Below are 12,387 nucleotides of genomic sequence, written 5' to 3' on the forward strand. Positions count from 1 at the left end.
AACTGGAGGCGTTAACATTGCGGTATTCTCGCGTATTTTTAATCGTTATGGATAGCGTAGGGATTGGCGAACAGCCGGATGCTCCGAAATTCCGGGACGAGGGAGCGCATACGCTTGGTCACATTGCGGAGCGCGTCGCCGGCTTTTCCTTGCCGAACCTGCAAAAGCTCGGTCTCGGCAACATTGCGCCGCTAAAAGGAGTGCCTGCGGCAGAAGCTCCTGCGGCTCACTACGGAAAAATGCAGGAAATCTCCATGGGAAAAGATACGACGACAGGCCATTGGGAGATCATGGGCCTGCATGTGTCTACGCCGTTCAATACGTACCCGGACGGTTTTCCCGCTGAACTGATCACAGAATTTGAGCAGCGCATCGGACGCAAAGTGCTGGGCAACAAAGTAGCTTCCGGCACAGATATTCTCGACGAACTTGGCGAAGAGCACATGAAGACAGGTGCTGTCATTGTGTACACTTCCGCTGATAGCGTTTTCCAGGTGGCGGCTCATGAAGAAGTTGTGCCATTGGACGAGCTGTACCGCATTTGCCAAATTGCGCGTGAGCTGACTTTGCGCGATGAATTTGCCGTTACCCGCGTGATTGCCAGACCGTTTGTCGGCGAGCCGGGCAACTTCGCGCGTACCTCCAACCGTCACGACTATTCCGTAAAACCATTCGAAGCGACCGTCATGAACCGTTTGCAGGATGCCGGGCTGACTTCGATTGCGATTGGAAAAATCAGCGACATTTACGCCGAGGAAGGAATCACCCAATCGATCCGCACCAAAGACAACATGGACGGCGTCGACCAATTGCTCGGTACGATGAAGCAGTCTTTTACAGGTCTGTCCTTTGTGAATCTCGTGGACTTTGACGCGAAGTTCGGTCATCGCCGTGATCCGGAAGGGTACGGTCAGGCGTTGATGGAGTTCGATGCGCGCATCCCGGAGATTTTGGCTGCGATGCAAGAAAACGATTTGCTCGTCATTACGGCAGACCACGGCAACGATCCGGTGCACCACGGAACCGACCATACGCGCGAATACGTTCCGCTGATCGTCTATCACAAAGGAATTGCGAACGGCGAGAACCTCGGCATTCGCGAAACATTCGCTGACTTGGGCGCAACGATTGCAGACAATTTTGGCGTAGCTGCTCCGGCAATCGGAAAAAGCTTCCTGAATCGTGTATAAAGGTTAAGTAATTATAAACATTTATATAGAAGAAACAAAATAAAGAGGAGTGTTCAAACATGGCAAACTTGCATGAAGCAGTAGCGTTTATCGAACCAAAACTTTCGGAAAAACCGACAATCGGCCTTGTACTGGGATCGGGTCTTGGCGTTTTGGCGGACGAAATCGAAAATCCGGTCGTCATTCCATACCATGAAATTCCTGGCTTCACCGTTTCCACTGTAGTGGGACACAAAGGACAGCTCGTGATCGGGAAGCTGCAAGGCAAGCAAGTCGTAGCGATGCAAGGGCGTTTTCACTTCTATGAAGGCCACGGACTGGACGCAGTTGTGTTCCCGATCCGCGTGATGAAGCTTCTCGGCGTGGAAACGATTATCGTAACCAACGCAGCGGGCGGCATTAACGAAGGCTACGATCCAGGCGATCTGATGCTGATTTCTGACCACCTCAACATGACTTTCCGCAACCCGTTGATCGGGCCAAACGACGACGAGCTGGGCGCGCGTTTCCCGGACATGTCCGAAGCGTACTCCAAAGAACTGCGCCAATTGGCTCGCCAAGTTGCGTCCGAACAAGGCATCAACCTGCGCGAAGGCGTATACGTAGGTCTGCTTGGTCCTAGCTACGAAACTCCGGCAGAGATCCGCATGCTGCGTCAATTGGGCGGGGATGCCGTGGGCATGTCCACCGTTCCTGAAGTGATTGTGGCGCGTCATATGAAAGTAAACGTGCTGGGCATTTCTTGCATCAGCAACATGGCAGCGGGCATTCTCGAACAGCCGCTTTCCCACGATGAAGTAATGGAGACAACCGAAAAGGTTAAAGCGCAGTTCCTGGCGCTGGTCAACGGGATTGTAGCGAAGCTGTAAGACACAGAAACGGAGGGACCACCTATGCGCATGGTCGATATCATCATCAAAAAGCGGGATGGCGGCGAGCTGACGACTGAGGAAATTCAGTTTCTCGTGGACGGATATACAGACGGAAGCATCCCTGACTACCAGATGTCCGCATGGGCAATGGCTGTGTTGCTCAAGGGCATGACTGCGCGCGAGACAGGCGACTTGACACTTGCCATGGCGGGATCGGGCGAACAGCTCGACCTGTCCTCGCTTTCAGGAATCAAGGTAGACAAGCACAGCACAGGCGGAGTAGGCGACAAGACCACACTTGTCGTCGCGCCTCTGGTGGCGGCAGCAGGGATTCCTGTGGCCAAAATGTCCGGACGCGGCTTGGGCTATTCAGGCGGAACGATCGACAAGCTGGAGTCCTTCAGCGGCTTTCAGGTAGAGCGCACGCGCGAGCAGTTTTTGCAGCAGGTGCGCGATATTGGCGTGTCCGTCATCGGGCAGTCCGGCAACCTGACTCCGGCAGACAAAAAGCTGTACGCCTTGCGCGATGTGACGGGCACAGTAGACACCGTTCCCCTGATCGCCAGCTCTATCATGTCCAAAAAGATCGCAGCGGGTGCTGATGCGATCCTGCTCGACGTGAAGGTAGGCAAGGGAGCCTTCATGAAAAACCTGGAGGAAGCCGAAACGTTGGCGAAAGCGATGGTAGCGATCGGCACCCAGGTAGGACGCAAAACAGTGGCGGTCATCAGCGACATGAACCAGCCGCTGGGCTTTGCCGTGGGGAATGCGCTGGAAGTGAAGGAAGCAGTAGAAACATTGGCTGGCAGAGGTCCAAAAGACTTGACTGAGCTGGTGCTTTCGATCGGCTCCCGCATGCTCGTATTGGGCGGACTCGTTGCAACCGTCGAAGAAGGACGTGCGAAGCTTGAGGACTTGATGGCGACTGGCAAGGCTGTCGACAAGCTGGCTGACATGGTGGAAGCGCAAGGCGGCGACAAGCAGGACGTGTATGACCTGTCCCGTTTGCCGCAAGCGAAGATCATCCATGAGGTTGTCGCGTCTGAGGACGGCTATGTCGAGGCGATTGACGCCGAAGCGGTAGGCCATGCTTCTGTCGTGCTTGGCGCAGGCCGTTTGACCAAGGAAATGCCGATTGATCTGGCAGTGGGCTTCGTCCTGCACAAAAAGCGCGGGGATCAGGTGCGTGCCGGAGAGGTTCTTGTTACCGTTCATGCAAATGACGAGAAACTTTTGCAAAGCGCCCTGGAAGAATTGGGCAATGCCTTCGCGATTTCGACAAAAATCCCGCTTGAGCAGCCGCTGATTTATAAAATCATCGAAGCGTAAAGCAGGCGGATGTTTGAAAGATCAACAAAGAAAGGAGTGTGCCTCAAGCGGGGTACGCACTCCTTTCTTGCTTAAAAATACAGTTTTTCGAGAAAATATAGTTGATTAAATTGTCATTTTCCTTTTCAATATGTAAGAGGAAGTGCTTGTTTGATAATATAAAAAATTTTTTACTGTTCGGCTTCACTTTATAATGTTTTATAATTCTACTTGTCAAATTTCGTTGACACCGCTATCATTTCAGATTACTTTTAATGTAACAGACAAATTATTAAAGTTTTTTTCGAATTTCGTAAAAATAGGATGGAGGTTCCCGGAAAAACGTATTTATGAAAAAGCTGGACCATGTTGACAAGCAGATTCTGCAAATCCTCCAGGAAGACGGACGAATCCCGTATACAGAAATCGCGCATCAACTTGGCGTGAGCGAGGGAACCATTCGATCGCGCATTACCCGTCTGTTACAAGATGGAGTCTTTCAATTCGTTATTCACCCCGACCCGGCGAAGCTTGGCTTGAAAGTACAAGCGATCATCGGGTTAACCACAAAGCTAGGTTTACAGAAAAGTGTGGCAGAAGAATTGAGCAAATTCTCTGCCGTCCGGTTTGTGGGTGCCTTTAGCGGTAAGCACGACTTGATCATCCAAGCGTGTTTCCATAGCAATGACGAGCTGATCACTTTCGTTAACGAACGACTCTCTCAAATTGAAGGAATTGCCGCTGCCGATGTTTCACTGGAGCTGAAGCAGTACAAAGATTCTTTCTCTTTCGTTCCGGATGACGAAGTGACCCTGCAATGAAAGGGGTTGATGCCTTCTAGCCGAAGTCAGGAAGCTTCGGAACATGTTCGTTTTTTTCGTCCTTTATTTTCTGAAAAAAGACAAAAAAGAAAACGTACGGGGGGTTATTGCGTTGAAAAAGAATGTGTTTGCACTTGTAAGCTCGATTGCGGTATTGGGTACGGCATTGGCAGGTTGCGGTGGCGGCCAACAGGCTTCGACTCCAGCTCAACCAGCGAACAATACAACTACCCAGCAGCCTGCGGCAACACCAGAGGCAGAGAAAAAACCACAAGTTCTGAAATTGAACCTGCACTCTGAGCCACCTACGGCTGACCCTGGTCTCTCCGAGGACACAACTTCCGCAGCAATTATCCGCGCTACCTTTGACGGTCTCACCCGCATCGGTCAAGACGGAAAGCCGCAAATGGCTGCTGCTGAAAAAGTGGAAGTTTCCGAGGACATGCTGACTTACAAGTTTACCATTCGCGATGCAAAATGGAGCAATGGAGAGCCTGTAACAGCGAAAGACTTCGAATACGCCTGGAAGCGGGCGCTGGATCCGGCAACCGGAGCCAACTACGCATATCAGCTCTACTATGTAAAGAACGGTGAAAAAGCGAACAAAAAAGAAGCAAAGCTTGACGATATTGGTGTGAAGGCACTGGATGACAAGACGCTGGAAGTAAAACTTGAAAATCCAACTCCATTCTTCCTGGAGCTGACTGCATTCCCAACCTACTTCCCGGTTAACGAAAAAGTGATTTCTGCCAATGCGAAGTGGGCTGGCGAAGCGAAAACACATGTGGGCAACGGCCCGTTCAAAATGGAATCCTGGGAGCACAAGAGCAAGCTGGTGCTCGTGAAAAACGACAACTATTGGGACAAGGATACCGTAAAGCTTGATCGCATCGAGTTCTCCATGGTAGAAGACGAGAACACAGAATTGTCCATGTTCGAAAACGGCGAGTTGGATTGGGCTGGTGCACCGATGAGTGCGCTGCCGACAGACGCGATTCCGGCCTTGAAAGAGCAGGGTAAAATCACTACCCAGCCAATCGCGGGCACGTACTGGTACAAATTCAACGTAGAAAAGCCTCCGTTCGATAATGTGAAGATTCGGAAAGCATTCGCTTACGCGGTTAATCGCCAAGCCCTGATTGACAATATTCTGCAAACGGGACAAATCCCGGCTACAGGCGCAGTACCGCCATCCATGGTTCTCAATCCGAATGGCTACTTCAAGGACAACGATCTGGAGACAGCGAAAAAGCTCTTGGAAGAGGGCCTGAAAGAAAAAGGTCTGACCAAGCTGCCGCCGATCACCCTGTCGTACAACACCTCTGAAGGCCACAAGAAGATTGCCGAAGCGATCCAAGACCAATGGAAGAAAAACCTTGGCGTGGACGTGAAGCTGGAGAACAAAGAGTGGAAAGTATACTTGGAAGACATGCATGCGGGTAACTTCCAAGTGGGCCGCATGGGCTGGCTGGGTGACTTCAACGACCCAATCAACTTCCTGGAGCTGTACAAGGACAAAATGGGTGGAAACAACGATACTCGTTGGGAAAATCCGAAGTTCAAGGAACTCCTGAACCAATCCGCTCTGGAGGCTGATCCGGAGAAGCGTAAGAAAATTCTCGCAGATGCTGAGCAAATCCTGATGGATGAAATGCCAATCATGCCAATTTACTTCTATACCAACTCTTGGGTGGCAAAAGAAAACGTCAAAGGCATCGTCATTGGCGGTCTGGGTGACGTTGACTGGAAATGGGCGACTGTAGAGTAACCTAACTGAAGGATCGGGTATTGCGGCAGAGGGTATATGGAAACCCATATACCTTCTGCTATGCAGTCCCTTCCCATAAATACCAGCTGGCAAAAAAGTCAGCGAAGAAAAAATAGAGAGAGAAGCTTCAACGCAAGAGATCATTTGGGTTATTTACACAGCCGATTTTTGCACTGTGTCGGTAACGTCCGCAGTGTAAAGATGGGACGTGAAAGCATTCAAAATCTGTCAAGGGGGTAAGTTAGTTGATCCGTTATCTTGGTAAGCGCATCATCTTCATGCTCATCTCGCTCTTCCTGATTGTAACGGCCACCTTCTTCATTATGAAAGCGGTACCGGGTGGACCATTTACATCAGAGAAAAACGTTCCGGATGAGATCAAAGCAGCTCTTGAGGCTAAATACAAACTCAATTTGCCAATGCATGAGCAATATCTCGAATATTTGAAGGGTGTCGTTACTTGGGATCTTGGCCCATCGTTCACAGAAAAATCTTCTACTGTAAACGAAATGATCAATCGTGGTTTCCCTGTATCTGCTCACTTGGGCGCACAAGCACTGCTTCTTGCAATCTTCGGGGGTATCATCCTTGGGGTAATTGCCGCACTGAAGCATAACAAGTGGCAAGACTACTCCGCCATGGTGATAGCGGTTTTGGGGCTATCCGTTCCAGGATTCATCTTGGCATCATTTTATCAGTATTTCTTCGCGATTCAATGGGGCCTTCTGCCTATCGCAAAATGGGAAGGTTTCGAGTACACGATTTTGCCATCTCTCGCACTCGCCGCGTCGCCAATGGCCTTTATCGCCCGCTTGACGCGTTCCAATATGATTGAAGTTCTTGGACAAGACTACATCAAAACGGCAAAAGCGAAAGGTCTTCACACTTTCACTATCACAGTGAAGCACGCTATTCGTAACGCCTTGCTGCCTGTTATTACTTACCTCGGTCCACTGATTGCCAACATCTTGACTGGTGCATTCGTTATCGAGCGTATCTTTGGTGTTCCTGGTCTGGGTCGTGAGTTCGTACTGTCTATCACTAACCGTGACTACACGGTTATCATGGGGACAACGGTCTTCTACTCCATCATCCTCGTTGTGATGATTCTGATCGTAGACATGGCGTATACCTTGGTAGACCCACGAATTAAACTGGCAGACGCAGGAAAGGAGTAATGTGAACATGCAGCAATTGACTAAAGAGCATTTTCAACCGGTTTCAGTCGATCTTCGTCAAGCTGAAGCGATCAAGCGTCCTAGCCTTTCTTTCTGGGCGGATGTATGGCGTCGCTTGAAAATGAATAAAGTTGCTATGGCTTCCCTGATTTTTATCGTTGCACTGATGGTATGTGCAATCGTCATCCCGATGGTGTCTTCCAATGACTATTTCACTACAGACCTGGCGGGCAAAAACAAAAAGCCGTCTGCTGAACACTGGTTTGGTACCGATGACCTCGGTCGCGACATGTTTGTCCGTATCTGGTATGGTGCTCGTATTTCCTTGGAGGTTGGTCTTGCTGCTGCCTTCATCGACTTGATCATTGGTGTAATCTGGGGCGGTATCGCTGGTTTCTACGGCGGAAAAGTAGATGAATTGATGATGCGTTTCGCTGATATTTTGTTCGCTATTCCTTACTTGCTCGTTGTTATTTTGCTGATGGTCGTCTTATCCCCGGGGGTCGGAACGATTATTATCGCCTTGACGATAACGGGGTGGATTGGGATGGCCCGGATTGTGCGCGGGCAGATTTTGCAGCTCAAATCACAGGAGTTCGTCCTGGCAGCTCGCTCCCTTGGTGCTGACAGCGGTCGCCTGATCTTCAAACACTTGATTCCAAACGCTTTGGGTCCAATCATCGTTACACTGAGCTTGACTGTACCTTCTGCGATTTTCGCAGAGTCCTTCCTGTCCTTTATCGGTCTGGGGGTAGCGGCGCCGGTTGCGTCGTGGGGAACCATGTCCTCTGAAGGCTTGCCTGCCATGAAGTACTATCCGTGGCGTCTGATGTTCCCGGCCATTTTCATCTCCGTGACCATCTTGGCATTCAACTTGTTTGGTGACGGTCTGCGCGATGCAGTAGACCCACGCCTGCGTAAATAGGAGGGATCATCGTTATGGAACGCATTCTCGAAGTAAAAGACCTGCATGTTTCCTTCCATACGTATGCAGGTGAAGTGAAAGCAGTACGAGGCGTTAATTTTCACGTAAATCGCGGGGAAGCAGTAGCGATTGTAGGGGAGTCCGGTTGCGGTAAATCCGTAACCGCTCAAACCCTCATGAAGCTGATCCCGATGCCGCCAGGCGATATTAAAAAAGGCGAAATCCTCTTCAATGGAGAGAATATCGTCAAAAAGTCCAATAAAGAAATGGAATCCATCCGCGGGAAAGATATCGGGATGATCTTCCAAGACCCGATGACATCGTTGAACCCAACGATGACCATCGGGAACCAAATCACAGAAGGTTTGATCAAGCACCAAAACATGAGCCGCGCAGCTGCTCGTGATCGTGCGATTGAACTGTTGACCATGGTTGGCATTCCGCAACCGGAAAAACGTGTGGAGCAATATCCACACGAGTTTTCCGGCGGTATGCGCCAACGGGCGATGATCGCTATTTCCCTCGCCTGTTCGCCCAAGCTGTTGATAGCAGATGAGCCGACAACAGCTTTGGATGTAACTATTCAGGCTCAGATTTTGGATTTGATGAAAGATCTCCAAAAGAAAACGGGTACCTCCATTATCCTCATTACACATGACTTGGGTGTCGTTGCCGAGATGTGTGACCGCGTTATCGTTATGTATGCGGGGAAAGTGATTGAAACCGGAACGGTAGATGACATTTTCTACAATCCGCAACACCCGTATACAAAAGGTCTGCTGCGCTCTGTACCGCGCCTGGACTTGAACCGCGACGAGCCGCTGACGCCGATTTTCGGAACTCCACCGGATCTTCTGCGTCCGCCAGTGGGCTGTGGTTTTACCGCTCGCTGCGAATCGGCTATGCGTGTTTGCCAGGAGATCGATCCTGAGTTGAACGAAATCAGCACGACCCAACGAGCAGCTTGCTGGTTGCAGCATCCGCTCGCTCAGAACCACGCAGGATCGTAGGAGGAGGGTAAACAGTGGATAACCGCGATACACTCATTGAAGTACGCAACTTGAAAAAGTTCTTTTCCATTGGAGATAATACTCTGAAAGCTGTGAATGATATCTCGTTTGAAATTAAACGGGGAGAAACTCTCGGCGTTGTAGGAGAATCAGGCTGTGGGAAGTCCACCGCGGGTCGTACGATTTTGCGTCTATATGACGCGACTGGCGGGGACGTCCTCTTTGAAGGCAAAAGCATCATGAATTTGAATCATCAGGAAATGAAGGCGATGCGCCGAAACATGCAAATGATTTTCCAAGACCCGTACGCTTCCTTGAACCCGCGTATGACGGTTGGAGACATCATCGGCGAAGCGCTGGACATTCACAATCTGGCATCCGGGCAAAAGCGCAAAGAGCGCATCCAAGAGCTGCTCTCTTTGGTTAGCTTGAACCCTGAGCATATGAACCGTTTTCCACATGAATTTTCCGGTGGTCAGCGTCAGCGGATCGGGATTGCCCGTGCGCTGGCGGTAGAACCGAAATTCATCGTTTGTGACGAGCCGATTTCCGCGCTGGACGTATCCGTTCAGGCGCAGGTTGTCAACTTGCTTGAGCAGCTTCAGGAAAAAATGGGCCTGACATACATGTTCATCGCCCATGACCTGTCGATGGTAAAATACATTTCGGACCGTGTAGCCGTTATGTACCTGGGTAAAATGGTTGAATTGGCTGAAAGTGATGCTTTGTATGAAAAGCCGCTTCATCCGTATACGCAAGCTCTGCTGTCTGCAATTCCGATTCCAGACCCAGAGATCGAGCGCAACCGTGAGCGCATCGTCCTGCAAGGCGACGTGCCAAGCCCAATGAACCCGCCAAGCGGTTGCCATTTCCGCACGCGTTGCCCGAAAGCAATGCCGGAATGCGCTGCTTCTGTGCCAGTATGGAAGGAAGTCGAGCCAGGACACTTCGCTGCTTGTCATTTGTACAACTAGTCCTTTCATGAAGAAAGCGAGCTCTCGGTTGAGTCTGACCGGGACTCGCTTCCCTTTCATAAATGGAGGTTTTACCACTTGGAAAACGGGGTATAAGTACCCTTGATAGCTTTCTCAGGGGTATTTTTTTTCAACACCATTACTGGTAAAATGTAGGGTATGAAAAGGGGGCAGCATCATGAGCCGATTTTTGTCGCCGAAATGGAAAAAGAAAGGGGCTGGATTCTCGCTTTCAGGTAAAGTAAACATCAAGAGCCTGCTCGCAACGGAAAAACTGCGCGGCTCCCTGGCAACAAAGATGATAGTCTTTGGCCTGATTCTTGTACTTATCATTATTGGTTCTTTGCAATACATAGCGCTTTCTTTCTCCAAATCAACTTTGTTCTCCATTACATCCAAGCAAGCAAAAATGTTGGCAGAGCAGCACGCAGCCAGCATGGAAGACTGGATACAGACGATCGTCAAAACGAGCGAATCGACAGCATCCAAGCGCGTGATGATGACAGAGCTGGAGCCGCTGATCATGGAGCAGTTCACGCTCATGCGTCAATCCCATAAGGAAATCTCCAAAATTTACTTAGTAGACAGCAATACCGGGAAATCGCTCTACTCGTTGACCGGGAAAAACGAAATCGACTTCAAGCAAAAGCAGTATTTCCAAAGGGTCATGAGTACCGGGAAAACGGTCATTTCTGACGAGGAAATCGCTGAAGGCATTAATAAAAGTTTTCTTTATATTGCGACACCTGTAGGAGAGAAAAACAGCGACAAGAGCCGCTTGTTTATTGTCGGATTCACGATCGATCAAATGATCCAGAAAATCCCTGAAATCTCCTTCATGCAAAATGGCTACGCTTTTGTTGTTCGCCAGGATGGTCTGGTTGTGGCGCACCAAAACCCGCAAAACAACAACAAGCTTGTTTTGGCGGGACAAGCAGACTACGCAGAAATGCTCGAACTGATGAAGCACGATACAAGCAACAGCTTGTTGTATTCCGATCACGGCAAAGGCTCCTTTGCAGCTTTTGCACCGATTCAACTGTTGAAGTGGAATATCGTCCTGTCGACAGGCAGCGATGAAGTATACGGGGAAGTAAACGGAATGTGGCTGTACTTTGTCCTGTTCAGCCTGCCGATTATCGGCTTGTCTGTATGGGCAATCTGGTGGTTCGCCAAGCGGATTCGCCTCTCGCTGTTTGCGATTGCAAGAGACATGGATCGCATCGGCTCCGGTCACTTCGATGTTCATGTCAAAGTAAACGGCAATGACGAGCTGGCGATGGTCGGCCGCAAAATGAATGAGATGGCTGCCGAGTTGCGCAAGCTGATTGCGCTTGTACAAGGACAAGCAACCCAGTTGAACGTGGCGACTGACGAACTGACGCAGTTTGCCCAGGACAACAAAGGGGCAATCAGCGTCATTACGGATAACATCTCGACGATCGCGCAGCGCGTGTCCACTCAAACCAACGAAGTGCAGGCGACGGCAACGACCGTCTCCGAGATTTCGCAAGGGGTTGAGCAGGTAGCGATTGCAGCGGAGTCGACGTCTATTGCGACGACACGGACGTTTGAGCGTGCCCAGGGCGGTATGCAGCTGGTGGAAAACGTAATCGATACCGTTCGCAAGGCGACAGACGAGGTAGAGCGTACCGCTACGCAGATGCACAGTTTGCGCGAGCGTGCGCGCGAGATTACCAGCATTGTCGAAATGATTACGAGTATCGCATCGCAGACCAATTTGCTGGCGTTGAACGCGGCGATTGAAGCTGCACGCGCTGGCGATGCCGGACGCGGCTTCTCTGTCGTAGCGAGCGAAGTGCGCAAGCTGGCCGAGGAGAGCAGTTCTTTCTCCGAGCGGATTGCGGCGATTGCCCATTCGATTAACGACGAAGCGATGGACATGAGCAAGCACATGGACGAAATCGTCACCATGGTCGGCGGCGGACTGAAGTCTGTCGAGTCTGTGGGTACGACCTTCCAAAACATCGTAGCCGAGATTCAATCGGCTGCCGAGCAGAGCGAATCGATGACGGCGACATCTGAGGAAATGGCTGCGGGCAATCAGGTGGTCACCAACTCGATGCAACGTCTGGCAAGCATGTCGGATGAGATCAGCGATTCGATCTCAGGCGTCGTCGAGACGGTCGATGAGCAGCTCAATTCGATTGCACGCATCAATGAAAATGTGGAACAACTGAAAAAGATGGCAGACGACTTGACCGAGAACGTCAGCCGGTTTGTGATCTAAAACGAAACCCTTCTGCGAAATGTGGAAGGGTTTTTTCTTGTGAATATTTTCCTTCCCCCTGGGTGAGAATAAAACCATGAATGGAGGGAA

The 12,387-nt window shown here is 50.4% G+C and carries 10 protein-coding genes; all 10 read left to right on the plus strand.

The window, feature by feature from the left end:
• The first annotated feature begins 17 nt into the window (after nucleotides 1-17).
• The 10 genes from deoB to M2298_RS05345 all read left to right on the plus strand — a co-directional run bounded on the left by deoB (nucleotide 18) and on the right by M2298_RS05345 (nucleotide 12,297).
• Nucleotides 18-1,190, plus strand: coding sequence for a phosphopentomutase (gene deoB, locus M2298_RS05300; protein ID WP_122965877.1), 1,173 nt, complete (start codon nucleotides 18-20; stop codon nucleotides 1,188-1,190).
• A gap of 59 nt (nucleotides 1,191-1,249) precedes the next feature.
• A complete protein-coding gene (locus M2298_RS05305) occupies nucleotides 1,250-2,059 on the plus strand; it encodes a purine-nucleoside phosphorylase (protein WP_122965878.1) in 810 nt (269 codons plus the stop codon).
• A gap of 24 nt (nucleotides 2,060-2,083) precedes the next feature.
• Nucleotides 2,084-3,391: a pyrimidine-nucleoside phosphorylase gene (locus M2298_RS05310; protein WP_173599142.1), complete on the plus strand. Its 1,308-nt coding sequence runs from the start codon at nucleotides 2,084-2,086 to the stop codon at nucleotides 3,389-3,391.
• 329 nt (nucleotides 3,392-3,720) lie between these two features.
• On the plus strand, nucleotides 3,721-4,191 hold the full coding sequence (locus M2298_RS05315; RefSeq protein ID WP_063226874.1) for an Lrp/AsnC family transcriptional regulator: 471 nt from the start codon (nucleotides 3,721-3,723) through the stop codon (nucleotides 4,189-4,191).
• A gap of 112 nt (nucleotides 4,192-4,303) precedes the next feature.
• The gene (locus M2298_RS05320; protein WP_173599141.1) at nucleotides 4,304-5,959 is read left to right on the plus strand and encodes a peptide ABC transporter substrate-binding protein; all 1,656 of its coding nucleotides are present in this window, start codon (nucleotides 4,304-4,306) and stop codon (nucleotides 5,957-5,959) included.
• 245 nt (nucleotides 5,960-6,204) lie between these two features.
• Nucleotides 6,205-7,137, plus strand: coding sequence for an ABC transporter permease (locus M2298_RS05325; RefSeq protein ID WP_063226875.1), 933 nt, complete (start codon nucleotides 6,205-6,207; stop codon nucleotides 7,135-7,137).
• Nucleotides 7,138-7,144: 7 nt separating this feature from the next.
• Nucleotides 7,145-8,062, plus strand: coding sequence for an ABC transporter permease (locus tag M2298_RS05330; RefSeq protein WP_122965880.1), 918 nt, complete (start codon nucleotides 7,145-7,147; stop codon nucleotides 8,060-8,062).
• A gap of 14 nt (nucleotides 8,063-8,076) precedes the next feature.
• Complete coding sequence (locus tag M2298_RS05335) at nucleotides 8,077-9,072, plus strand: ABC transporter ATP-binding protein (RefSeq protein WP_063226877.1); 996 nt, start codon at nucleotides 8,077-8,079, stop codon at nucleotides 9,070-9,072.
• Nucleotides 9,073-9,086: 14 nt separating this feature from the next.
• Entirely contained in the window at nucleotides 9,087-10,046 is a 960-nt protein-coding gene (locus tag M2298_RS05340) for an ABC transporter ATP-binding protein (RefSeq protein ID WP_122965881.1), read from the plus strand.
• Nucleotides 10,047-10,224: 178 nt separating this feature from the next.
• A complete protein-coding gene (locus M2298_RS05345) occupies nucleotides 10,225-12,297 on the plus strand; it encodes a methyl-accepting chemotaxis protein (protein WP_122965882.1) in 2,073 nt (690 codons plus the stop codon).
• Nucleotides 12,298-12,387 lie beyond the last annotated feature (90 nt).

The sequence above is a fragment of the Brevibacillus sp. 1238 genome (genome assembly GCF_029892995.1).
Classification (GTDB): Bacteria; Bacillota; Bacilli; order Brevibacillales; family Brevibacillaceae; genus Brevibacillus; species Brevibacillus parabrevis.